The sequence below is a fragment of the Mycobacterium sp. KBS0706 genome, assembly GCF_005938675.2.
GTDB lineage: Bacteria > Pseudomonadota > Alphaproteobacteria > DSM-16000 > Inquilinaceae > Inquilinus.
In genome coordinates this window covers 1-23,317 of the sequence record NZ_VCCH02000110.1, presented here as the reverse complement: position 1 = coordinate 23,317, position 23,317 = coordinate 1, and the positions used below count along the sequence as shown (strand labels likewise).

At 69.2% G+C, this 23,317-nt stretch carries 24 protein-coding genes; 13 read left to right on the top strand and 11 right to left on the bottom strand.

Going from position 1 to position 23,317, the window contains the following annotated elements; genetic code table 11:
- Together FFK22_RS43420 and FFK22_RS35605 are read left to right on the top strand one after the other, a co-directional pair.
- On the top strand, positions 1-224 hold a 224-nt coding region (locus FFK22_RS43420; protein ID WP_186002842.1), incomplete at its 5' end, for a hypothetical protein.
- A gap of 39 nt (positions 225-263) precedes the next feature.
- A complete protein-coding gene (locus FFK22_RS35605; protein ID WP_186002841.1) occupies positions 264-698 on the top strand; it encodes a DUF4253 domain-containing protein in 435 nt (144 codons plus the stop codon).
- A gap of 35 nt (positions 699-733) precedes the next feature.
- Here FFK22_RS35605 and FFK22_RS35600 read toward each other — a convergent pair whose 3' ends face one another.
- The gene (locus FFK22_RS35600) at positions 734-1,075 is read right to left on the bottom strand and encodes a helix-turn-helix domain-containing protein (protein WP_221939099.1); all 342 of its coding nucleotides are present in this window, start codon (positions 1,073-1,075) and stop codon (positions 734-736) included.
- Positions 1,076-1,182: 107 nt separating this feature from the next.
- Here FFK22_RS35600 and FFK22_RS35595 point away from each other — a divergent pair, with 107 nt between their 5' ends.
- Positions 1,183-2,058 carry an NAD(P)-dependent oxidoreductase gene (locus FFK22_RS35595; protein ID WP_138891787.1) on the top strand — a complete coding sequence of 292 codons (876 nt, stop codon included), beginning with the start codon at positions 1,183-1,185 and terminating at the stop codon, positions 2,056-2,058.
- A 21-nt stretch (positions 2,059-2,079) separates the two neighbouring features.
- Positions 2,080-2,496 (top strand): GFA family protein, encoded by a 417-nt coding sequence (locus FFK22_RS35590; protein WP_138891788.1) that lies wholly within the window; start codon positions 2,080-2,082, stop codon positions 2,494-2,496.
- 7 nt (positions 2,497-2,503) lie between these two features.
- Here the strand turns inward: FFK22_RS35590 and FFK22_RS35585 are convergent, their stop codons facing one another.
- The 6 genes from FFK22_RS35585 to FFK22_RS35560 form a co-directional block, all read right to left on the bottom strand.
- Positions 2,504-3,727 carry a Gfo/Idh/MocA family protein gene (locus FFK22_RS35585; RefSeq protein WP_138891789.1) on the bottom strand — a complete coding sequence of 408 codons (1,224 nt, stop codon included), beginning with the start codon at positions 3,725-3,727 and terminating at the stop codon, positions 2,504-2,506.
- A 33-nt stretch (positions 3,728-3,760) separates the two neighbouring features.
- Positions 3,761-4,591, bottom strand: coding sequence for a sugar phosphate isomerase/epimerase (locus FFK22_RS35580; RefSeq protein ID WP_138891790.1), 831 nt, complete (start codon positions 4,589-4,591; stop codon positions 3,761-3,763).
- A 3-nt stretch (positions 4,592-4,594) separates the two neighbouring features.
- Complete coding sequence (locus FFK22_RS35575; RefSeq protein WP_138891791.1) at positions 4,595-6,010, bottom strand: enolase C-terminal domain-like protein; 1,416 nt, start codon at positions 6,008-6,010, stop codon at positions 4,595-4,597.
- A gap of 193 nt (positions 6,011-6,203) precedes the next feature.
- Positions 6,204-7,373: a dihydrodipicolinate synthase family protein gene (locus FFK22_RS35570; protein ID WP_138891792.1), complete on the bottom strand. Its 1,170-nt coding sequence runs from the start codon at positions 7,371-7,373 to the stop codon at positions 6,204-6,206.
- 3 nt (positions 7,374-7,376) lie between these two features.
- Complete coding sequence (locus FFK22_RS35565) at positions 7,377-8,528, bottom strand: Gfo/Idh/MocA family protein (protein WP_186002840.1); 1,152 nt, start codon at positions 8,526-8,528, stop codon at positions 7,377-7,379.
- Positions 8,529-8,635: 107 nt separating this feature from the next.
- Entirely contained in the window at positions 8,636-9,316 is a 681-nt protein-coding gene (locus tag FFK22_RS35560) for a TetR/AcrR family transcriptional regulator (protein ID WP_138891793.1), read from the bottom strand.
- A 209-nt stretch (positions 9,317-9,525) separates the two neighbouring features.
- Here FFK22_RS35560 and FFK22_RS35555 point away from each other — a divergent pair, with 209 nt between their 5' ends.
- The 7 genes from FFK22_RS35555 to uxaC all read left to right on the top strand — a co-directional run bounded on the left by FFK22_RS35555 (position 9,526) and on the right by uxaC (position 17,489).
- Positions 9,526-10,824 carry an ABC transporter substrate-binding protein gene (locus FFK22_RS35555; RefSeq protein WP_138891794.1) on the top strand — a complete coding sequence of 433 codons (1,299 nt, stop codon included), beginning with the start codon at positions 9,526-9,528 and terminating at the stop codon, positions 10,822-10,824.
- Between the two features lie 60 nt (positions 10,825-10,884).
- Positions 10,885-12,180 carry an ABC transporter substrate-binding protein gene (locus FFK22_RS35550; protein ID WP_138891795.1) on the top strand — a complete coding sequence of 432 codons (1,296 nt, stop codon included), beginning with the start codon at positions 10,885-10,887 and terminating at the stop codon, positions 12,178-12,180.
- 88 nt (positions 12,181-12,268) lie between these two features.
- A complete protein-coding gene (locus FFK22_RS35545) occupies positions 12,269-13,117 on the top strand; it encodes a carbohydrate ABC transporter permease (RefSeq protein WP_221939098.1) in 849 nt (282 codons plus the stop codon).
- Positions 13,110-13,973 (top strand): carbohydrate ABC transporter permease, encoded by an 864-nt coding sequence (locus FFK22_RS35540; RefSeq protein ID WP_138891797.1) that lies wholly within the window; start codon positions 13,110-13,112, stop codon positions 13,971-13,973. Before FFK22_RS35545 ends, FFK22_RS35540 begins: the two co-directional genes overlap by 8 nt.
- 14 nt (positions 13,974-13,987) lie before the next feature.
- Positions 13,988-15,004 (top strand): Gfo/Idh/MocA family protein, encoded by a 1,017-nt coding sequence (locus FFK22_RS35535; RefSeq protein ID WP_138891798.1) that lies wholly within the window; start codon positions 13,988-13,990, stop codon positions 15,002-15,004.
- A gap of 2 nt (positions 15,005-15,006) precedes the next feature.
- Positions 15,007-16,089 carry a Gfo/Idh/MocA family protein gene (locus FFK22_RS35530; RefSeq protein ID WP_138891799.1) on the top strand — a complete coding sequence of 361 codons (1,083 nt, stop codon included), beginning with the start codon at positions 15,007-15,009 and terminating at the stop codon, positions 16,087-16,089.
- A complete protein-coding gene (gene uxaC, locus FFK22_RS35525) occupies positions 16,086-17,489 on the top strand; it encodes a glucuronate isomerase (protein ID WP_138891800.1) in 1,404 nt (467 codons plus the stop codon). The genes FFK22_RS35530 and uxaC overlap by 4 nt, the downstream gene beginning before the upstream one ends.
- Positions 17,490-17,627: 138 nt before the next feature.
- Here the strand turns inward: uxaC and FFK22_RS35520 are convergent, their stop codons facing one another.
- Positions 17,628-18,035 carry a hypothetical protein gene (locus FFK22_RS35520; RefSeq protein WP_138891801.1) on the bottom strand — a complete coding sequence of 136 codons (408 nt, stop codon included), beginning with the start codon at positions 18,033-18,035 and terminating at the stop codon, positions 17,628-17,630.
- 159 nt (positions 18,036-18,194) lie between these two features.
- On the opposite strand from FFK22_RS35520, the gene FFK22_RS35515 reads away from it, so the two are divergent.
- Positions 18,195-19,226 carry an AI-2E family transporter gene (locus FFK22_RS35515; protein WP_221939097.1) on the top strand — a complete coding sequence of 344 codons (1,032 nt, stop codon included), beginning with the start codon at positions 18,195-18,197 and terminating at the stop codon, positions 19,224-19,226.
- Between the two features lie 46 nt (positions 19,227-19,272).
- Here the strand turns inward: FFK22_RS35515 and FFK22_RS35510 are convergent, their stop codons facing one another.
- Complete coding sequence (locus FFK22_RS35510) at positions 19,273-19,524, bottom strand: DUF1127 domain-containing protein (RefSeq protein WP_138891803.1); 252 nt, start codon at positions 19,522-19,524, stop codon at positions 19,273-19,275.
- Between the two features lie 170 nt (positions 19,525-19,694).
- On the opposite strand from FFK22_RS35510, the gene FFK22_RS35505 reads away from it, so the two are divergent.
- The gene (locus FFK22_RS35505) at positions 19,695-21,173 is read left to right on the top strand and encodes a winged helix-turn-helix domain-containing tetratricopeptide repeat protein (protein ID WP_221939096.1); all 1,479 of its coding nucleotides are present in this window, start codon (positions 19,695-19,697) and stop codon (positions 21,171-21,173) included.
- Positions 21,174-21,187: 14 nt separating this feature from the next.
- Here FFK22_RS35505 and FFK22_RS35500 read toward each other — a convergent pair whose 3' ends face one another.
- Together FFK22_RS35500 and FFK22_RS35495 are read right to left on the bottom strand one after the other, a co-directional pair.
- On the bottom strand, positions 21,188-21,793 hold the full coding sequence (locus FFK22_RS35500; RefSeq protein WP_138891805.1) for a DUF5666 domain-containing protein: 606 nt from the start codon (positions 21,791-21,793) through the stop codon (positions 21,188-21,190).
- Positions 21,794-21,876: 83 nt separating this feature from the next.
- Positions 21,877-23,317, bottom strand: a 1,441-nt coding sequence (locus FFK22_RS35495; protein WP_186002839.1) for an SEL1-like repeat protein, incomplete at its 5' end; no start/stop codon positions are given.

The following is a 23,317-nucleotide window of genomic DNA, read 5'->3' as shown; positions in this document are numbered from 1 at the left end:
TCTTCATGGCCGATCTGTGGGCGTCCGGCGGTCAGCGCTCGCCGCCGGAGATTCTGACCGCAGCGGAGCGAATGCGGCATCCGGAGGATCTGCGGGATCTCAGGTCGCGCGAGGCTGCGGAGGGCGAGGCCGCAACCCGCCGCATGCTGGCGGAGGGCGATCGCGCGTTCGATACTCCCTCGCTCAAGATGTTCGAGACCGGGCCAGATGGGCGGATGCGCTAGCTTTCTCCGGCCGAGATCCGTGAGCGATATGAAGCCAGCTTGGAGCCGCAGGAGCCGGAGATCGGTCAGTGGCCATCGCAGGCCTATCCGTCCACGGGGCTGTCCGTGGCGTCCGACGTGCTGACGAGCAAGCCGCTGGACCGCGTGCACATCCTACGGCTGCCGACGGCTGAGGCGGCTGCGGTGCCGGCCGTCCTGCGCTGGGGCGGCTGGAACGCCTGTCCTGCGCCGGAGTACCACGTCGCCGCGTTGCGGTCCTGGCGCGAGCGCTACGACGCCGAACTGATCGGCCTCAGCGGCGACGTCATGAATCTCCGGGTCACACACCGTCCCTCGACCCGTGATGAGGCGATCGACCTCGCCCGCGAGCAGTTTCTGTATTGCGAGGACATCGTATCGCAGGGGACCGGTACCCTGGCCCCGCTGGCGGCGATGCTGATGCAGGATCCCTGGTGGTTCTTCTGGTGGGATTGAGTCAGCGTTGAGGCAACCGGCGGGCGTCCGGGCGATCAGGCGGCGGACGGCGTCGCGGCCTGCCGCGCCTCGTAGGCCTTGCCCCAATGCGACATGGCGGTGACCGCGTCGTTCAGGGTCAGGCCGAACTCGGTCACCGAATACTCCACCCGCGGCGGCACCTCGGCGAAGACCTCGCGGCGGATCAGGCCGTCCGCCTCCATCTCCCGCAGTTGCAGGGTCAGGATCCGCTCGCTGATGCCGGGAAGCAGCCGCTTCAGCTCGCCGAATCGGCGCCGGCCGAGATGCAGCTCCCAGAGGATGTCGGTCTTCCACTTGCCGCCGATCACCGCCAGGGCGGTGCTCCAGCCGCAGCCGTCGTTCCGATGAGGTCCCATTTTCCGCAATACTGACATCGATGTGCGTGACGTATTTCATTGTAAGTACTTGATGGGGCTCAAGTCGAGCGTAGATTTCGGGCCGGCCTTTCATCCGGAGATTGCACATGAAGTCCGAAATTTCCGTCATCGGCACCGGGCGGATGGGATCCGCCCTGGTGCGCACCCTGCTGCAGCAGGGCTACCCGGTCCGGGTCTGGAACCGCACGGCGGAGCGGGCGGCGCCGCTGCTGGCGGTCGGGGCGCAGGCGGCGCCGTCGGTGGCGGCCGCGGCAGATGCCGCGCCGATCGTCATCGTCAACGTGTCGGACTACGCCGCCAGCGACCGGCTGCTGCGGACGGCCGAGGTCGAGGCGGCGCTGCGCGGCCGGCTGCTGCTGCAACTGACCTCCGGGTCGCCGAGCCAGGCGCGGGAGGCGGCCGCATGGGCCGGGCGGCACGGCATCGACTATCTCGACGGCGCGATCATGGCCACGCCGAACTTCATCGGCGAGGCCGGCGCCACCATCCTCTATTCCGGTCCGGCCGGGCTGTTCGAGCGGCATCGGGCGGTTCTGCTCGCACTCGGCGGCAACCCGCAGCATGTCGGGGAGGACCCCGGCCATGCCTCGGCGCTCGACGCGGCCCTGCTGGTGCAGATGTGGGGTGCGCTGTTCGGCGCCCTGCACGGGATCGCGGTCTGCCAGGCCGAGGCGATCCCGCTCGGCGCCTACGAGGCCCAGATGCCGGCGTTCAAGCCGGTGGTGGACCTGGCCGTGGCCGATCTCGTCGGCCGGGTTCGGCAGGGCCGCCTTGCCGCGGACGAGGCGACGCTGGCCTCGGTCGGCGCGCATCATGCTGCCTTCCGGCAACTGCTCGAGCTCTACCGGGAGCGCAGCCTGGACCGCACCGTGCCGGACGCCTTCGACCGGGTGTTCCGGTCCGCAATCGCGGCCGGCCACGAACCGGACGATTTCGCCGTGCTCAGCCGGTATATTCGGTAGGCCGAGAGGGGAGCTTGGACCATGAACGACGGAGCGGAAGAGACGCAGGTCGCATCCTGCGCCTGCGGCAGCCTGCGGGTGACCCTCGCGGGTCCGCCGCTGGGCGTCTATGCCTGCTGCTGCCTGGAATGCCAGCGGGCGACCGGCAGCGCCTTCGCGGTCCGGGCCCGGTTCGCGGAGGCCGCAATCGTGTCGGTCGAGGGCGAGCAGCGGCAATGGCGCCGCGGCAGCGAGGCCGGCCGCTGGCTCGGGCACTGTTTCTGCCCGACCTGCGGCGGCCTGGTGTTCATGCGCGCCGAGGGCCTCCCCGGCGCGATCTCGGTATCGGTCGGGTGCTTCGCCGATCCGGGCTTCGAGCCGCCGGCGCGGGCCTATTGGACGTCGAGGAAGCCCGGCTGGTGTACGCTGTCCGGGGTCGGCGAGGTCGCCCGGCAATAGGGCGCGGTCAGCCTTCCAGCAAAGGCGCCACCGCGACGCTGCGGCCGCTGTCGATGCTGTCCAGCGCCGCGACGCCGCACAGCACCGCCAGCGCCCCGGCGCGGGCGTCGGCGCGCAGGCCGAGCGGGTCGGGGAGGCCGGGGCGGAACAGCATGGCCTGCATCTTCGGGTCGCCGCCCCAGTGGCCGCCATGCTCCTGCGGCACCCAGATGTGCTCGACCGCGCCGAAGTTGCGCATCAGCAGGATCTCGTCGGCCGGTGGCGTGCTCCAGGGCTGGCGCTCATACTGCCGCACCTCGATCCGCCCCTTGGTGCCGTTGAAGGCCAGGTGGTGGCCCTCGATCGGCATGAAGGTGTTGAGCGAGTAGGAGACCTGGACGCCGTTCCTGTAGCGCAGCGCGGCGCTCATCGTGTCCGGGATGTCGATGTCCTCGCGGAACACGCAGGCGTCGCGGACATAGCCGTCCTCGCGCGACGGATCCTCGTACAGCATGGTCAGCCAGGCATCGGCCGAGACGTCGAAATGGAAGTCGCATTCATCGGCATGCGAACAGGTCTTGCAGCGCGGCCCGCGGAACGGGCCCTTGCGGCCGTAATGGCGCAGCTCGCCGCGGGCGAACACCTCCTCCGGCTCCGAGGCCAGGTACCAGTTCAGCAGGTCGAAATGATGCGTCGCCTTGTGCACGAACAGGCTGCCGGAATTGGCGCGATAGGCGTGCCAGCGGCGGAAATAGTCGGCGCCGTGCTTGGTGTCGAGATACCAGTGGAAGTCGACCGACACGACGTCGCCGATGGCGCCGTCCAGCAGCAGCTGCTTGATCCGCTGCGAGGTCGGCGCGTAGCGGTAGTTGAAGGTCACGTCGACCCGCCGGCCGGTGCGCTTCTCGGCGGCCAGGATGCGGCGGCACTTCTCCGCCGTCGTCGTCATCGGCTTCTCGGTGATGGCGTCGACCCCGGCCTCCAGCGCCTGGACGATGTGGTCGTCATGGGCGGCGTCGCGGCTGCACACCATCAGCCGGTCCGGCCGGGTCTCGCGCAGCATGGCGCCGAGATCGGTGAACACCGGCGCGTCGACGCCGATCGCCGCCCGCGCCCGCTCCAGCCGCAGCGGGTTCTGGTCGCACAGCCCCACCATCTCGACCACGTCGCCGACCTGGGCCAGCAGCTCCCGGCCCCAGGTCCCGGCACCGCGATGGCCGGTTCCGACCAGCGCGACCTTCGTCTTGCCCATTTCCGCCTCCAAGCCCCGTTACAGGGTGCCCCGTTACAGCGTGCAAACTGAGTGATAACGCTCGACGCAGGTCTTCAGCACCTCGTCGCCCGGGCGCTTCCACCAGGTCTCGGCCGAGAAGATCTCGACCTCCTGCGGCCCGTTGAAGCCTGCAGCCTCGATCGCGGCGCGGATGCCGCGAAGGTCGATGACGCCGTCGCCCATCATGCCGCGGTCCAACAGCAGGTCCGTGGTCGGCACCAGCCAGTCGCAGATGTGATGCGCCAGGATGCGCCCCTCGGCGCCGGCGCGGGCGATCTGCGGCAACAGCTCCGGGTCCCACCAGACGTGGTAGACGTCGATGGCGACGCCGATGCCGTCGCCCAGCAGGTCGCAGATGTCCAGCGCCTGCTTCAGGGTGTTCACGCAGGCGCGGTCGGCGGCGTACATCGGGTGCAGCGGCTCGATCGCCAGCGGGATGCCGCTGGCCCGGGCGTGCGGCAGGATGGCTGCGATGCCGTCGGCCACCATCTGCCGGGCGGCGCCGATGTCGCGCGACCCGGCCGGCAGCCCGCCGACCACCAGCACCAGGCAGTCGGCGCCCAGCGCCGCCGCCTCGTCGACGGCGCGCAGATTGTCGTCGATCGCGGCCTTCCGCGCCTCCGGGTCGCCGGCCGGAAACATGCCGCCGCGGCACAGGCCGGTGACCTTGAAGCCGTTGTCGCGGACGATCCGCGCCGCCTCGTCCAGGCCGATCTTCTGCACCTGGTCGCGCCAGGGGGCGATCGCGGTGATGCCGTGGCCCAGGCAGGCCTCGGCCGCCTGGCGCATGTCCCATTGCATGCGGGTGGTGGCGAGGTTGATCGACAGACCTTCGGTCGCCATGGATCAGATCTCCATCGGTCCGTCGGCCATCGCCGACCAGTCGGGGGTGAGGGCGGTGCCCAGGCCGCGCGCGGCCAGCACCGAGCCGATGGAGAGACGCCCGCCGCGGATGCTCAGGCGGGCGCGGCCACCGGCATCGGCATAGAGGTCCGGGTGGGCGGCCAGGAAGGCGCGCTGCTCGGCCGCCGGCGCGCCGGCCATGCCGTCGACATAGTGGTGGCCGTTGCGCTCGACATGGCCGGTGCCGCCCAGCGCCGCCAGCACCAGATCCTGCTGCAGGGCGACGCCGCCCTGGGTGGTCAGGTCCTCGGCCGACAGGAAGTAGCGGATGCCATCCTCGGCGCTCCACTTGGCGATCCGGGCCCGATTCAGCAGCGAGCGGTACAGCCCCTTGCAGGATTTCGACGACACGCCGCGATAGCCCAGAGCGCGAGCGCGCGGGTATACGCCGATCTCGGCATCCGACTCGTCGATCTCGACCGGCACGCGCTCGGCCAGACCGTGGATCGGCTCGGCCAGAGCCCGGGCGCGGGCGATCGGCTGCTCCAGGAACAGCACCGCGGACCGCAGCCGGGCCAAAGCGGGGTCGGCGGCAAAGCGATCCCAGAACTTGACGACCGGCCCGGCCTCGGCGAACTGCTCATTGCCGTCCAGGGTGATGCGATAGTCCGGCAGCCGGTCCAGCACGGCGGCGATCCGGCGCAGCCGGTCCAGGTCGGCCTCGGCCTGGCCGCTCAGCTTCAGCTTGAAATAGGTGTGGCCATGGGCGGCGACCGCCTGCTCCAGGCTCTGCGGCAGCCCGTCATCCAGGGGCTCGGCGATCTCGGCGGTGGTGATGGGGTCGGCCAGCCCGACCGTGTGCCGGGCGTGCAGGTGGTCGGAGGGCGCCAGCCCGGCCAGGAACAAGCCGAGGTCGAAATCCCCGAGATCGGGCGCGGTCGCCGTGGTCAGGCCGATCCAGTTGGTGCGCACTGCCGTAACCGCGTCGATCCCCTCGATCCGGCACAGCGCGTCGATCACGGCGCGGTCGAACAGCGCCAGGCCGAAGGAGGCGATCAGCCCGCCCAGCCCTTTCGCCGCGCAGGCCGCGTGCTGCCGCGGCTCGATCGCGGCGCTGAGGGCGAAGGCCGGGGCAGGGCGCTCCTCGAGGTAGAAGGGGCGGGCGATGGCGAGCGACCGGCGCAGCTGGTCGAAATTCTGCGCCTCGGTCAGGGCCGGGTCCTTGTCGAACCATTTCGGCACCATCAGCTCGGCCGCCTGCCCCTCTGCCCGGCGGCCGTCCGCCGCCTCGACCGTCAGCCGCAGGAAGGCCTGCGGCGCGCCGGTGACGGTGGCGGCGCCGAACCGGAACGGCAGCCGGAACCGCACCGGCCGCTCATACAGCCGGGCCTCGACGACGCGCAGGCGGGGGGCGGTCATGGAGCGACCTCATCAAGCGCAGAGTGCCCCTTATGAGTCCCCCCTCCCCTTGCGGGAGGGGGGTAGGGGGAGGGGGTTCGCACCGCAGGAGCCGACGAATGGCTCGGAGAACGGTTCTGCCGTCGACAACCCCCTCCCCCAACCCCCTCCCGCGAGGGGAGGGGGGACAAGGATATAGAGGCCGCAGCAGATGTCATTCCACCCCACCCACGGCCAGCACCTTGCGCATGCGAGCGACCGCCAGGTCCGGGTCGCGCAGCACGCGGGCGGCGTCGGCCAGGCGGAACAGCTCGGCCAGATGCGGCAGCGACCGGGTGCTCTGCTGGCCGCCGATCATCAGGAAATGATCCTGCAGCCCGTTCAGATAAGCCAGGAACACGACCCCGGTCTTGTAGAAGCGGGTCGGCGCCTTGAAGATGTGCCGGCTCAGCGGCACGGTCGGCGCCAGGATGTCGTGGAATCCGGCCTCGTCCCCGGCGGTCAGCCGTGCCAGCCCGGCCGAGGCGGCGGGGGCGATGGCGTCGAAGATGCCCAGCAGCGCGTCGGAATAGCCCTGCTCGTCGCCGGCGATCAGCTCGGCATAATTGAAGTCGTCGCCGGTGTACATGCGCACGCCCGCCGGCAGCCGGCGGCGCATCGTGATCTCCTTCTCCTTCGACAGCAGCGAGATCTTGATGCCGTCGACCTTGGCGGCGCTGTCGCGGATCACGGCCAGGCAGGTGTCCATGGCCCGGTCGTGGTCGGCGTCGCCCCAATAGCCGGCCAGGGCCGGGTCGAACATCTCGCCCAGCCAGTGCAGGATCACCGGCTGCTTCACCTGGCGCAGGATATGGCCATAGACGCGGACATAGTCGTCCGGCCCGCGGGCCGCGGCGGCCAGCGCCCGGCTGGCCATCAGGATCACCCGGCCGCCCAGGCCTTCCACCGCCTCGATCTGCTGCTCATAGGCGGCGATCACGTCGGCGATGGTGACGCCGGGGCCAGGGGGCAGGTGGTCGGTGCCGGCGCCGCAGGCGATCACCGCGCCCGGCCGCTCCTTCGCCCCGGCCAGGGCCCGGCCGATCAGCGCTTTGGCGGTTGGCCAGTCTAGCCCCATGCCGCGCTGGGCGGTGTCCATCGCCTCGGCGATGCCGAGGCCGAGGTCCCACAGATAGTGGCGGAAGGCGATAGTGCGGTCCCAGTCGACCGCCGTGTCCAACCAGGGGTCGTTGTCGGCCAGCGGGTCGGCCACGACATGCGCCGCGGCATAGGCGACGCGGTTGAAGGCCGGGGCGCTGCCCGGCGCCGGGATCGGCAGCGGCGCGTTCCTGATGCTGTAGCTCTCAAGGCCGCCGCCGGCGCGGGGAAGGGTGAGCGCGACCATGGCTCAGCGCTCCAGCGCCGGCAGGTCGACCCAGCGCCGCTCGGCCCAGCTCTGCAGCCCGGCCTCGGCCAGCTGCACGCCCTTCACCCCCTCCCACAGCGTGTACTTCCACGGCGTGCCGGCAACGACATGGCGGATGAAATCCTCCCACTGCGCCTTGAAGCCGTTGTCATAGACGGTGTTGTCCGGAACCTCTTCCCACTGGTCCAGGAACTTCATGGTCTGCGGCTGGTCCGGGTTCCACACCGGGCGCGGCGTGTTCACCCGGTGCTGGGTGTAGCAGCGGGTCAGCCCGGCCACGGCCGAGCCATGGGTGCCGTCGACCTGGAAGGTCACCAAGTCGTCGCGCCGCACCCGGACGGCCCAGGAGGAGTTGATGTGGGCGACCACGCCGCCCTCGAGCTGGAAGGTGGCGTAGGCGGCGTCGTCGGCGTCGGCGGCGTAGCGCTTGCCGGCCTCGTCCACCCGCTCCGGGATATGGGTGGCGCCGAGGCAGCTGACCGACTTGACCTCGCCGAACAGGTTGTCCAGCACGTAGCGCCAGTGGCACAGCATGTCGAGGATGATGCCGCCGCCATCGCCCTTGCGGTAGTTCCAGCTCGGCCGCTGCGCCGCCTGCCAGTCGCCCTCGAACACCCAATAGCCGAACTCGCCGCGCACCGCGAAGATCCGGCCGAAGAAGCCCGAATCCCGCAGCATGCGGATCTTCTGCAAGCCCGGCAGGTACAGCTTGTCCTGGACCACGCCGTGGCGGATGCCGCGGGCATCGGCGTGGCGGGCCAGCTTGGTGGCGACGTCCAGCGTCTCGGAGATCGGCTTCTCGCAATAGACATGCTTGCCGGCGTCGATGGCGCGGGTCAGCAGCTCGGCCCGCATCTGGGTCGATCCGGCGTCGAAGAACAGCGTGTCGTCGCGGTTGGCCAGGGCCTTGTCGAGGTCGGATCCCCAGCGGGCGATGCCGTGGCGCTTGGCCAGCTCCTCGACCTTCTCGGCGTTGCGGCCGACCAGGATCGGGTCGGGCAGCACCTTGTCGCCATTGGGCAGGACCACGCCGCCCTGGTCGCGGATGGCGCAGATCGAGCGCACCAGATGCTGGTTGTAGCCCATCCGGCCGGTGATGCCGTGCATGATGAGGCCGAGGCGCTGGGTGGCCATTCTTCCCTCCCGTCGTGGCACGGGCACCGATCCCGGCCTTTGTTGTAACCAACTGGTTACTAGCGGATCACGGATCGGACCTGCCCGTCAAGAGGCCGGCATGCGGATCAGGGCCGCAGCGAGGCCAGGATCATCGAGGCAATGTGGTCGCCCCATTCGGCCAGCGCCTTCGGCTCGGTCAACTCGCGCCGGAAGATGGTCGACAGGGTGTAGCGGTTCGACAGGTAGAAGGCGCCCAGCGAGGCGATGCTGACATAGACCTTGACCGGGTCAGCATCGGCCCGGAACACGCCCTTGGCGGCGCCGCGCTTGAGCAGCTCCGAGATCACGGCGACCAGTGGCGAATGCAGGTCGAAGATGCGGGCGGAGCGCTTCAGGTGGCGCGCCTTCATCAGGTTCTCGGTCTGCAGCAGGCTCAGGAATTCCGGGTGCTCGATGAAGTAGCGCCAGGTGAACAACGCCAGCTCGCGGATGCCCTCGACCGGGTCGTGGTCGGCCAGATGCAGCTTGCTCTCGGCTGAGCGGATGGCGACATAGGCGCCTTCCAGCACCGCCAGGTACAGGGCCTCCTTGTCGCCGAAATAATGGTACAGCATGCGCTTGTTGGCGCCGGCGCGCTTGGCGATTTCGTTGATCCGCGCGCCGCTGTACCCTTTCTCCATGAACTCCTTGACCGCAGCGGCGAGGATCGCCGCGCTGGTGCGTTCCGGGTCGCGCACGGCCTTGGTGGCGGGGCGTTTCGGCTTATCTTTCGTCGGGGCGTCGATGGTCTCGTCGCTGATGCTCACGGTGTTGCGGCCTCGATCAGGGCCCGGGGCGACGCGGCGTCGCTGCCGGTGTTCGTGTTGACAGCCATCATCGCATCGATCTAGCTTGTAACCAACTGGTTATAACATCGTCTCGCCGGCCTTCGGTCGAAGGCCTGCCTCAGGCACCAAACGACCACCGCTTGCAGCGCCGCGCCGGCCGACGGGGCGGGGGCATCAGGAGGAACGCGATGACGCCGCTGCGGTTCACCCGCAGGTACGCCCTGAAGGTCGGGATCGGCGTCGCCGGTCTCGCCGCAGCCGGGCTGGCCCGTCCCGCGGGGGCGGCGGAGACCGAATTGCGCATGGCCTGGTGGGGCTCGAAGGAGCGGGCCGACCGCACCGCCGCGGCCAACCGGCTGTACGAGGCGGCACATCCGGCGGTGTCGATCAAGGGCGAGACCATGGGCTGGCCCGACTACTGGCCCAAGCTCGCCACCCAGGCCGCCGGCGGCAACGCCCCCGACCTGATCCAGATGGATTACGGCTATATCGTCGAATATGCCCGGCGCGGCTTGCTGCTGCCGCTCGACGACTATATGCCGTCGGTGCTGGCGATCGAGGATTTCGGCGCCCCGGCGATCGATTGCGGCCGGGTCGACGGCAAGCTCTACGGCGTCAATCTCGGCCTCAACTCGACCGCCTTCGTCTATGACGAGGAGACGCTGCAGCAGATCGGCGCCGAGATCCCGGCCTGGGACTGGAGCTGGGACCAGTGGGGTGCCTGGTCGCTCAAGGTCGCCCAGGCGTCCAAGCGCGACGGCTATTGGGGGTTGCAGGACGCCGGCGGCCTGGCGCCGTCGCTGGAATGCTGGCTGCGGCAGCAGGGCATGGCGATGTATACGGCCGAGGGCCAGCTCGGCTTCGGTGCGGCCGAGGCCGCCGGCTGGTACGGCTTCTGGCACGGGCTGCGCCAGCGCAGTGCGATCCCGTCCGCCGACGTCCAGGCGCTCGACAAGGGTGGCGCGACCGAGACCTCGATGCTGGCCCTCGGCCATGCCGCCGCGATCTCCACCAACTCGAACCAGCTGGTTGCGCACCAGGCGCTGGTGCCGGGCAAGCTCGGCCTGACCATGCAGCCCAGCGGCGGCCGGGACTCCAAGCCCGGGCAGTTCATGAAGCCGTCGATGCTGTGGAGCGTCTCGGCCCGCAGCGGGCGGGCGGAGGAGGCGGTGCGGCTGGCGAACTTCTACGTCGCCGATGCCGATGCAGCCAAGGCGCTCGGAGTCGAGCGCGGCATCCCGGCCTCGGCGGCGACGCGCGCCGCGATCGCGCCCGGGCTGGAAGCGCTGGACCGAGCCATGCTCGACTATGTCGACTTCATCGCCGACAAGGTGGCGCCGCTGCCGCCGTCGCCGCCCAAGGGCACCGGCCAGATCGGCATCCTGCTGCGGCGGATCAACGAACAGGTCGGCTTCGGCCAGTCCTCGCCGGAGGAGGCCGGCCGCCAGTTCATCACCGAGGCTGCCGCCATCCTCGGCCGCAGCTGACCCCGGACACCAGCCAGCGCCTTCGGAGAGAAGAGGCGCGATCGACAGGAGGAACACGAGATGGCGACGCTGATCACCAACCGCAGACAGGTGCTGAAGCTGGGCGCCGCCCTGGGCGGGCTGGCCGCCTCCGGCCTGTCGATGCCCGCTCTGGCCCAGGACAAGCGCGTGCGCATGTTCTGGTGGGGCTCGAAGGAGCGGGCCGACCGCACCAACAAGGTCAACAAGCTGTACGAGGCCGCGCATCCGGGCACGTCGATCAACGGCGAGACGCTGGGCTGGCCCGACTACTGGCCGCGCCTGGCCACCCAGACCGCCGGCCGCAACGCGCCCGACGTGATTCAGATGGATTACCGTTACATCGTCGAGTATGCGCGGCGCGGCGCGCTGCTGCCGCTCGACGAATACCTGCCGTCGGTGCTGAAGATCGAGGATTTTCCCAAGCCGTCGATCGATTGCGGCCGGGTCGAGGGCAAGCTTTACGGCGTCAATCTCGGCAACAACTCGACCGCCATCGTCTACGACGCCGAGACGCTGCAGCAGATCGGGGTCGAGGAGCCGACCTGGGAGTGGAGCTGGGCGCAGTGGGGCGACTGGTCGCTCAAGGTCGCCCAGGCGTCAAAGCGCGACGGCTTCTGGGGCATCGGCGACTGCGGCGGCATCGAGCCGGCGCTCGACTGCTGGCTGCGGCAGAAGGGCAAGGCGCTATACACCGCCGAGGGGCGTCCCGGCTTCGATGTCGAGGTCATGACCGAATGGTTCGGCTTCTGGCATGAGCTGCGGCAGAAGAAGGCGATCCCGCCGGCCGACATCCAGGCGCTGGACAAGCAGTCGCCGGAGACCAGCATGCTGGCTCTGCTCCATTCCGCCGCGATCATCACCAACTCGAACCAGCTGGTGGCGCATCAGGTGCTGAGCAAGACCAAGCTGAAGATGACGATGCAGCCGAGCGGCGGCCCCGGGGCCAAGCCCGGGCAGTATCTGAAGCCGTCGATGCTGTTCAGCATCGCGGCGCGCAGCCAGGTCGCCGAGGAGGCGGTGCGGGTCGCCAACTACTACGTCACCGATGTCGAGGCCGGGAAGGTGCTCGGCGTCGAGCGCGGCGTGCCGGCCTCCAAGGCGCTGCGCGAGGCGGTGGCGCCGACGCTCGACGAGCTCAGCCGGGCGATGCTCGACTACGTCTCCTTCATCACCGACAAGGTCGGCGACCTGCCGCCGTCGCCGCCGAAGGGCGCGGGCGAGATCAACTTCCTGCTGAAGCGGGTCAACGAGCAGGTCGGGTTCGAGCAGGCGGCCCCGGCCGACGCCGCCAAGCAGTTCGTCGACGAAGCCAACAGCATTCTCGATCGCGGGTGACGTCATGACCGTTGCGGTGCAGGCCTCAGGCAGAGTGGAACGGGCGCGAGGGAGGCGGCGGATCGGATCCCGCACCCTCTCGGGCTATATGTTCCTGACGCCATGGCTGATCGGATTCATCGGCCTGACCGCCGGGCCGATCCTGGTCTCGCTCTACCTGTCCTTCACCGATTTCGACCTGTTGCAGAGTCCGAACTGGGTCGGGGCGGCGAACTACGTCCGGATCGCCACGGCCGATCCGAAGTTCCTGTCCTCGATGAAGGTCACCTTCCTGTTCGTGCTGTTCGCGGTGCCCTTGAAGCTGGCCTTCGCCCTCGGCGTGGCGATGATGCTGAACAAGGGCATTTCCGGGCTGCCGGTGTACCGGGCGCTGTTCTACCTGCCGTCGCTGCTGGGTGCGAGCGTCGCCATCGCCGTGCTGTGGCGGCAGCTCTTCGCCGGCAACGGCCTGGTCAACCAGGCCCTGGCGCTGGTCGGCATCCAGGGGCCCAGCTGGATCTCCAACCCGAACTACGCGCTGTGGACGCTGGTCGTCCTCAGCATCTGGCAGTTCGGGTCGCCGATGATCATCTTCCTCGCCGGCCTCCGGCAGATCCCGCGCGACCTGTACGAGGCGGCAGCGATCGACGGCGCCCGGCCCTGGCACCGGTTCTGGCACATCACCCTGCCGCTCCTGACCCCGGTGGTGTTCTTCAACGCCGTGATCCAGACGATCGAGGCGTTCAAGGCCTTCACCCCGGCCTTCATCATCAGCGAGGGCACGGGCGGGCCCATCGACTCCACCCTGTTCTACACCCTGTACCTGTACCAGGAAGCCTTCAGCAATTTCCGCATGGGCTACGCCTCGGCGCTGGCCTGGGTGCTGGTGGTGATCATAGCGCTGTTCACCGCCTTCTCCTTCCTCTCGGCGCGCTACTGGGTGCATTACGATGAGTGACATCACCCTCGAAAGCCCGGCCCGCCGCCCCTTGTCGCGGTCGCTCTTGATCCACATCGCGCTCTGCGCCTGCTCGCTGGCGATGCTGTATCCGCTGCTGTGGATGCTGGCCAGCTCGTTCAAGGACGACAGCCAGATCTTCTCCTCGGCCTCGCTGTGGCCGGAGAGCTTCAGCCTCGACGCCTATATCCGGGGCTGGAGCGGGCTCGACATCAGCTTCGGCCAGTTCTTCTGGAACTCGGCGGTGATCTCGGGGCTGTCGGTGGTCGGCAACGTCTTCGCCTGTTCGCTGACCGCCTTCGCCTTCGCCCGGCTGCGCTTCCGCGGGCGCAACTTCTGGTTCGCGCTGATGCTGGGCACGCTGATGCTGCCCTACCACGTGACCCTGATCCCGCAATACGTGCTGTTCCTCAATCTGGGCTGGGTCGACACCTTCCTGCCGCTGGTGGTGCCGAAATACCTCGCCTCCGACGCCTTCTTCATCTTCCTGATGGTGCAGTTCTTCCGCGGCCTGCCGCGCGAGCTGGACGAGGCGGCGATGATGGACGGCTGCAGCCCGTGGAAGATCTACTGGAAGATCATCATGCCGCTGTCGAAGCCGGTGCTGGCCACGGCGGCGATCTTCTCCTTCATCTGGACCTGGGACGACTTCTTCGCGCCGCTGATCTACCTGAACGACATGGGCTCCTACACGGTCCAGCTCGGCCTCAGGAACTTCGTCGATTCCACCGGCAAGTCGGATTGGAGCGCGCTGTTCGCCATGTCCATCCTGACCCTGCTGCCGGTGTTCGTGTTCTTCCTGTTCTTCCAGCGCCTTCTGATCGAGGGCGTCGCCACCACCGGCCTCAAACGCTGATCCGGGACCAAGGAATGACCATCCGCTTCGCCGCTATCGGCATCAACCACAACCACATCTTCGGGCAGGTCGACGCGCTGCTCGGCGCCGGGGGCGAGTTCGTCGCCTTCCATGCGCCGGAGGACGACCTCGCCGGCCCGTTCCAGACCCGCTACCCCCAGGCCAGGCGCGTCTCCGACCCGCGCGCCATCCTGGACGACCCGTCGATCAAGCTGGTCACCTCGGCCGGCATCCCGGCCGACCGGGCGCCGCTCGGCATCGCCGTGATGAAGGCCGGCAAGGACTACCTTTCCGACAAGCCGGGCATGACCTCGCTGGAGCAGCTGGCCGAGGTGCGGCGGGTGCAGGCCGAGACCGGGCGGATCTATTCGATCTGCTACTCCGAGCATTTCCAGACCCGGTCGACCGTCAAGGCGGGCGAGCTGGTCCAGGCCGGGGCGATCGGCCGCGTGATCAACACCGTCGGCCTCGGGCCGCACCGCCTCAACGCCAAGACCCGGCCGGACTGGTTCTTCCAGCGCGCCCGCTATGGCGGCGTCCTGACCGACATCGCCTCGCACCAGTTCGAGCAGTTCCTGTTCTTCGCCGGCACGCTCGATGTCGAGGTCGCCTCGGCCGCGGTCGCGAACCGGGCCAATCCGGGAACGCCGGAGCTGCAGGATTTCGGCGAAGCGCTGCTGCGCAGCCCGGACGCCACCGGCTACATCCGGATCGACTGGTTCACGCCGGACGGGCTGCCGACCTGGGGCGACGGCCGCCTGACCATCCTCGGCACCGAGGGCTATATCGAGCTGCGCAAATATGTCGACCCAACCGGCGAGCCCGGCACCGACCATCTGATCCTGGTCGACGGGAAGGGCCTGCAGCGGATCGACTGCAGCAATGTCGAGCTGCCCTTCGGCCGGCAGTTGGTCGCCGACGTGCTGGAGCGGACGGAGACGGCAATGACCCAGGCGCATTGTTTCAAGGCGATGGAGCTGGCGCTGACGGCGCAGGCGATGGCGGAATCAACCGCCGGACGGAGGGCGTAGGAATGGCGGTTCGTAATGTTGCCGTGATCGGTCTCGGCGTCGGCCGCGGCCACATCGCCGAAGGCTATGCCGCCCACCCGGACAAGTTCCGGGTCGAGGCGATCTGCGACCTGAACCCGGATCGCCTGGCCGAGATCGGTGACGAGTTCGATGTCCCGGTGCGGACCACCCGCTTCGACGAGATCCTGCGCATGCCGGAGATCGAGGTGATCGACATCTGCACCCCGCCGACGGTGCATATCGGCCAGGTCCTGGCGGCGCTGGAGGCCGGCAAGCAGGTGATCTGCGAGAAGCCGCTGGTCGGGTCGCTGGCCGATCTCGACCGGGTGGTGAAGGCCGAGGCCGCGGCTTCCGGCCGGGTGATGCCGATCTTCCAGTACCGCTACGGCGATGGGCTGCAGCGGGCCAGGCGCATCGTCGAGGCCGGCATCGCCGGCAAGCCCTACCTCGCCACGGTGGAGACGCACTGGAACCGCGGCGCGAAATACTATTCGGTGCCCTGGCGCGGCCGGCTGGACACCGAGCTGGGCGGCGTGCTGCTGACCCATGCCATCCATTCGCATGACATCATGACCTGGCTGATGGGGCCGGTGGCCTCGGTCTATTGCCGCACCGCGACCCGGGTGAACCCGATCGAGGTCGAGGACTGTGCCGTCGCCAGCGTGGTGATGCAAAGCGGCGCCCTGGTCTCGCTCGCCGCCACCCTGGGCTCGCAGGTCGAGATCAGCCGGCTGCGCTTCTGCTTCGAGAACGTCACCTTCGAGAGCGGGCTGAAACCCTATGCCCCGGGCGACGGCCCGTGGCAGATCACCCCGGCCTCGCCCGAGATCGCGCAGCGGATCGAGGGCGCGCTGGCGGATTGGGAGCCGGTGCCGTCGCGCTTCGCCGGCCAGCTCGGCCGCTACCACGCGGCGCTGGAGAGCGGCGGGCCGCTGCCGGTGACGCTGGACGATGCCCGCCAGTCGCTGGAACTGGCGACGGCCCTGTTCCATTCTGCGGAGACCGGCGTGGCCGTCGAGCTCCCGATCGGCCGCGACCATCCCAAATACGCCGATTGGCGCCCGCAGCCGAAGGCCGTCGCATGAGCCTGCATCCCGACCGTCTGTTCTCGCCGGACCCGACCCAGCGCGGCATCGCCCGGCGCCTCTATGCCGAGGTCGCCGGGCTGCCGCTGATCAGCCCGCATGGCCACACGGATCCCGCCTGGTACGCGAGGAACGAGGCGTTCCCCGACCCTGCCTCGCTGCTGATCATCCCGGACCACTACATCTTCCGCATGCTCTACAGCCAGGGCGTGCGGCTGGAGGATCTCGGCGTGCCCCGGCGCGACGGCGGCCCGGTCGAGACCGATCCGCGGGCGATCTGGCGCCGCTTCGCCGAGCATTGGCACCTGTTCCGCGGCACCCCGACCCGGATGTGGCTCGACCACACCTTCGAGACCCTGTTCGGGGTGGAGGAGCGGCTGACGCCGGCCAGCGCCGACCGGATCTACGACCGCATCGCCGAGCGGCTGGCGCGGCCGGACTACCGGCCGCGGGCGCTGTTCGAGCGCTTCAACCTGGAGGTCATCGCCACCACGGAATCGCCGCTCGACCCGCTCGACCACCACCGCACGATCCGCGATAGCGGCTGGAAGGGCAGGGTGGTCACCGCCTTCCGCCCCGACCCGGTCGTGGACCCGGAGTTCGACGGCTTCCGCGAGGGGCTGCAGGCGCTGGGCGAGATCACCGGCGAGGACACCCATTCCTGGCGGGGCTACCTCGCCGCCCTGCAGCAGCGCCGCGGCTTCTTCAAGGAGATGGGTGCCACCTCGACCGATCACGGCCACCCGACCGCGGCGACGGCCGATCTCGACCCGGTGCCGGCGGTGACGCTGTTCGAGAAGATCGTCTCCGGCCATTTCGAGCCGCAGGACGCCGAGCTGTTCCGCGGCCAGATGCTGACCGAGATGGCGCGGATGAGCCTGGAGGACGGGCTGGTGATGCAGATCCATCCCGGCTCCTTCCGCAGCCACAACCCGACGCTGCATCGCGAATTCGGCCGCGACAAGGGCGCCGATATCCCGACCCGGACCGACTATGTCCGCGCGCTGAAGCCGCTGCTCGACCGCTTCGGCAACGAACGCGACCTGTCGGTGATCCTGTTCACGCTGGACGAGAGCACCTATGCGCGCGAGCTGGCGCCGCTGGCCGGGCATTATCCGACCCTGCGGCTCGGCCCGCCCTGGTGGTTCTTCGACAGCCCGGAGGGGATGCTGCGCTTCCGCGAGCTGGCGACCGAGACGGCCGGCTTCTACAACACCGTCGGCTTCAACGACGACACCCGCGCCTTCCCCTCGATCCCGGCCCGGCACGACGTCGCCCGGCGCATCGACTGCCGCTACCTCGCTCAGCTGGTGGCCGAGCACCGGCTGGACGAGGACGAGGCGGCGGAGGTCGCGGTCGACCTCGCCTACCGCCTGCCCAAGGCGGCGTATAGGCTGTAGGATCAGCGTCTCGAACTATTAAGCCGTCATGGCGAGCCCCGAAAGGGCGTGGCCATCCAGGGCCGTTCGCACCAGCCTCTGGATGGCCACGGCGCTGGATGGCCACGCCATGACGGAAAGGGCCGGAGCCCGACAGCATCAGCTGGCGCAGGTTTCCTGCAGGTGCCGCCACAGCACCGCGTCTTCCCGGGCCTCCAGCAGTGCGGTCGACCGTCGCAGGCTCTCGACGCCGCGGACGCTCTGCCATTCGTCATAGGTGCAGAGGCAAAAGCCCCCGGGCAAGGCGAGGCGCACAGCGGCGTTGCGGATCTCGATCCGGAACGCCGCCGCCGGGTCGCCATGCATCCCGCGCGCCTGGCGCAGCCAGCCGACCACCGCGGCACAGTCCAGCACCGCGCCGTCCGGAGTGATCAGCATGAAGTCGGAGGGCCAGATGGGCTCGTTCCGGGCGAATTCCGCCGGATCGGTCGCGGCGTCGCCCAGCCAGCGCTCGAAGAACCGGTGCAGCCGCTCGATCTCGTCGAGGCAGCGGTCGCCATCGTTCATGTCGGGGCCTCGTCCACAGCGTTTGCCTCGTCCACAGCGTTTGATTGACTTTTGTCCGGTAAAGGTCCGGAGTCGGCCGGTACCCTTTGTGCGCACCCGTCGAGAGCAGGCTTTCCCATCATGAATTTTCAGCCCGGCCGAAGCGAGGACGTTCCGGCTGTGGTCCCTGCGGTCCCTCATCCTTCGGTCCGGGATCGCCGCATCGAGATTTCGGCCCAGATCCTGGCCGGGCTGGCCCTCCTCGGCAGCATCTGGTTCGGCCTCCTCGCCGCCCTCCTGGCGGGCCTGCTGATCCATGAGCTGGTGCACGCCGTGGCGCCGGCGTTCCGGCGCTTCGGCGCCATGCACAACATCGGCCGCATCATCGCCCTCGGTCTGCTGACGGCGGTGCTGAGCCTGGCCGTGATCTTCGGGGTGATCGAGCTGATCTCGTTGCTCACCACCCGGCAGGACGGGCTGGTCGCGGTGATGCGCAAGATGGCCGAGGCGGTGGAGGAGGCCAGCCAGCAGCTGCCGCCCTGGATCGTCGCCTATATCCCGAGCAGCGGGCAGGATCTCGACACCATGCTGGCGCAGTCGCTGCGCGAGCACTCACGGGACCTGCTGCGGCTCACCACCGATGTCGGGCGCATCCTGGTCCATATCATCATCGGCCTGGTGATCGGCGGCATGATCGCCATCGCCGACCTGACCGAGAAGCCGGGCCGCGGGCCGCTGGCCCGCGCGATGGCGGAGAGGGCCCGGCTGCTGGCCCTGTCGTTCCGCCGCGTCGTCTTCGCCCAGGTGCGGATCTCCGCCCTGAACACGGTGCTGACCGCGATCTACCTGGCCGGCGTCCTGCCGGCGTTCGGCGTCCATCTGCCGCTGACCAAGACCATGATCGTGGTCACTTTCGTCGTCGGCCTCCTGCCGGTGATCGGCAACCTGATCTCGAACACGGTGATCGTGGTGATCAGCCTCAGCCTGTCGGTCTATACCGCCGCGGCGTCGCTGGCCTTCCTGGTGATCATCCACAAGCTGGAGTACTTCATCAACGCCAAGATCGTCGGCACCCAGATCCATGCCCGGGCCTGGGAGATCCTGATCGCCATGCTGGTGATGGAGGCCGCCTTCGGCGTGCCCGGCGTGATCGCGGCGCCGGTGTTCTACGCCTATCTCAAGGCCGAGCTGGGGCGGAGCAAGCTGATCTGACGCGGGGGACGCTCCGCCGCAATCCGGTGTCGTTGCTGCATTCGCCTCAGTCTTGCCAGAAGGGCTTGGCGATCTCCGCTTCGGCCTGCCGTCTCGTCAGACCGATATCATCGATCAGATGGGGATTGGCCCTCGACATTTGCGCAAGTGCCTTGCGAACGCGGGTCCGCTCGCGCCAGGTCGCGATCATGCTTCGCAGGGTCGCCAAGCTGTGGGGCCGGCGCGACACGCCCGCCGGCGCTACGGGCGCTCCCGGCCACGCTGCCTGATGCGGGGCCGACCCGAGGGTATCGTTCATGGCAACCTCCATACGGGTTGAGGGGCCGATGGGCCTCGACCTGGAAGAGGATGAATTCTGCGGGATACGACCAGCGTCGTACTTAAGCCCTCCCAAATAGTTTCCAAAAACTTCCAAACGGCCTATGGGTGCGCCACATGCAGGGATCGCGCTTTGCCTTTGGTCCGTTCGTGCTTGATCCAGGTGCGGGAACGCTCCTTCGGAACGATGATCCCGTTGCCGTCGGCACCCGCGGGCTGAAGCTGCTTGCGGCGCTCGTCGGGCGCCCTGGCGACATCCTGGGCAAGGCCGAGCTGATGGACGCGGCCTGGCCGGGCACGGCCGTCGAGGAAGCCAACCTAACCGTCCAGATCGCACAGCTGCGGAAGCTGCTGGGTCCGGCCGCCGGTGGCGGCGGTGAATGGATCGCCACGGTTCCGCGCGTCGGCTACCGCTTCACGGGGGCCGTCGAACGGCTCGGGGGCGCGCAGCGAAACCCTTTGCCGCTGCCGGATAAACCGTCGATCGCCGTGCTGCCCTTCGTCAATGTCGGCACCGATCCCGAGCAGGACTCCTTCGCGGATGGGTTGACCGAAGACCTGATCACCGACCTATCCCGGATCCCCGGCCTGTTCGTCATCGCCCGCAATTCGGCCTTCGCCTACAAGGGAAAGGCGATGGACGTGCGCGGGATCGCCCGGGATCTCGGCGTGCGCTACCTGCTGGAGGGCAGCGCCAGACGCGCCGCGGGGCGCGTGCGCATCAACGCCCAGCTGGTCGACGCGGTGAGCGGCGATCATCTGTGGGCGGAGCGTTTCGACCGCGGCCTGGACGATATATTCGCCGTTCAGGACGAGGTCACCGGCAAGATCGTGGAGGCGCTGCTCGGCCGGCTGCGCGCATCGCCGCCGCGCAACCGGCCCAGGAACCTCGAGGCCTACGATCTCTGCGTGCGGGCGCGCAAGCTGATGGATGATTCGCCGCAGACGGCGCGGGAAGCGCATCTGATGCTCACCCGCGCGGTCTCGCTCGATCCGGGATACGCCGAGCCCTACCGCTGGCTGGCCATGAACCACTGGATGGGATGGGTGCATTCCGGCGGGCCGACCGGATCGTCCCGCAGCGTTGCCTTGGAGCTGGCGCGCAAGGCCGTGGCGATCGACCCCAACGATGCCGGCTGCCGCTGGGTCCTGGCATACTTGCTGGCCTATGAGCGCAGCTTCGCCGAGGCCGATGCGGAATTCGCCAGGGCGATCGAGCTCGATCCGAACGAGGCCGATGCCTGGGCGGCTTTATCCGATATCGCGGTCCTGGCCGGGCGGGTCGAGGAGGGCCTCGAGCATAGTCGCAAGGCGTTCCGGCTGAACCCGTTTCCGCCAAGCTGGTACTATCTGACGCTCGGCCAGGCGCAATATGCGGCCGGCGACTACAATGCCGCCGTCGAGACCCTGCGCCGGGACGAGACCTATCGGACCAGCTCACGCCGCTTCCTGGCGGCAAGCCTGGCCCAGCTGGGCCGGCTCGACGAGGCGCGCGCGGAGGTCGAGCTGTTCCTCGTCGGCAACCCGCAGTTCACGATCCGCCACTGGGCCGCGACGGAGCCGTTCCGCCACGCCGCCACGCTCGCGCATTTCGTCGACGGCTATCGCAAGGCCGGCCTTCCGGAGTGACGCGCCGGCGGTGGCTACATCGGCGGCACCAGCCCGTCCTTGCCGACCTGGATGGCATGCGAGACCAGCGATCCGTCATCGGCCTTGATCGCGCTGACGATGACATGGGCGCCCTTGGTCAGCTGGTCGCGGCTGCCCGGCTCGTATGTGATCACCGGCACGTCGGGCGGCACGGTCAGCTTGGTCTCGACGCCCTGGTAGCGCAGCGTCACCACCCGCCCGTCGGTGCCCTCGACATCGCCGGCGGTCGCGTTGGTCATGGTGCTGCCGGGTTTCAGGTCGAACGGATGCTGGCCTTCACCGACGCCGCGCATGCTTTCCGGAAACACCTGCACCTCGAGCGCCCGGAGGCTGCCGTCCGGCTGCGGCATGGCGGCGCTGCCGATATAGCTGCCGGGCTTGATGTCGCGGATGTCGGCCGGGGCGATGGCCCGCACCGTGGCGTCGTCGGCCAGGGTGACTGTCGCGGTGCTGCCGCCGCGGGCGGCGATGGTCAGCACCGATCCGTTCATCGCCTCGATGGTGCCGCGGATGCGCTGCTGAGGCTGGCTCTGAGCCATGGCCGGCAGGGCCGACAGAAGGCCGAACAGGGCCAGGCCCGCAATCGCGCTGCGCTTCATGATGCTGTCCTCGCTGGAGCGTCGACGTCCCCTTCGAGAGACCCGTACGCCCACAGCCGGCCGGCGGTTACATGAATTCGCCTTCAGGACGAAGGACCGGCCTGCTGCGCCTTCCGCGCCAGGGTGATCAGCAGCGCGTCGTCGACACTGTCGGACGGCGACAGCCCCTCGGCGCGGCGGAACGCCTCGACCGCCGCCTGCACCTGGCTGCCATCCGCGCCGCCGACGGCGTCGCCGGAGGCATAGCCGAGCGTGGCCAGCAGGCGCAGCGCCGCCGCGGCCTTGGCCGCTGGCGACCGGGCGCCGAGCAGCATGGCCGCGTATTCCGGCGCGTCGTCCGCCTCGGTCAGCGACCGGGCGAACCAGATCACTGCCTCGGTCTCGTCGCGGGCGACGCCGCGGCCGGTCTCGTAAGCGATGCCCAGCTCCTTCTGCGCCTGGGTGTCGCCCTTGTCGGCGGCGATCCGGAACCAGCGCAGCGCTTCGCCATCGTCCTGGGCCACGCCACGCCCGGCCTTGAAGTGCTGCCCCAGGTGATAGGCCCCGCGCGCGCTGCCCTGATCGGCGGCCAGGCGGTACAGTCGCAGCGCCTTGACCTCGTTCTGGGGCGTGCCGCGGCCCAGTTCGTACATCCGGCCGAGATTGACCTGGGAATAGGCGTAGCCCTGGTCGGCCGAGCGGCGATACCAGCGCAGCGCCTCGGCATAATCCTTGGCCACGCCGCGGCCGCGCTCGTACATCCAGCCGAGATTGGCCTCAGCCCGGGCATAGCCCTGGTCGGCGGCCAGGCGATACCAGCGCAGCGCCTCGGCATCGTCCGGGGCCACGCCCTGGCCATCGCGGTAGAGGTCGCCGAGATCGATCTGCGCCCGCGCCAGGCCCTGGTCGGCAGCGAGGCGGTAGAGGCGGGCGGCCTCGGCTTCGTCCTTGGGCACGCCGCGGCCGCGCTCGTGCATCCAGCCGAGGCTGGCCTCGGCACGGTCATAGTCCTGGTCGGCGGCCAGGCGGTACCAGCGCACCGCCTCGGCATCGTCCCGCGCCACGCCCTGGCCGTCGCGGTAGAGGTCGCCGAGATTGTTCTGCGCCCGCGCCAGGCCCTGGTCGGCGGCGAGGCGGTAGAGGCGCGCGGCCTCGGCATCGTCCTCGGGCACGCCGCGGCCGCTCTCGTACAGCCAGCCGAGATTGGTCTGGGCGTGCCGATAGCCCTGGTCGGCAGCCAGCCGGTACCAGCGGGCTGCCTCGGCGTCGTCCTCGGCCACACCCTGGCCGAGCTCGTACAGGATGCCGACGCTGTTCTGCGCCTGGGCGTAGCGCTGCTTGGCCGCCAAGCGGTACCAGCGCATCGCCTTGGCGTCGTTCTCGGCCACGCCGCGGCCGGCATCGTACATACCGCCGAGCTCGGCCTCGGCCCGGGCATAGCCCTGCGCCGCCGCCAGCCGATACCACCGCACCGCCTCGGCCGGGTCCTCGGCCACGCCGCGGCCGCCGTCCAGCATGACGGCCAGGTTGGTCTGCGCCCGCGCC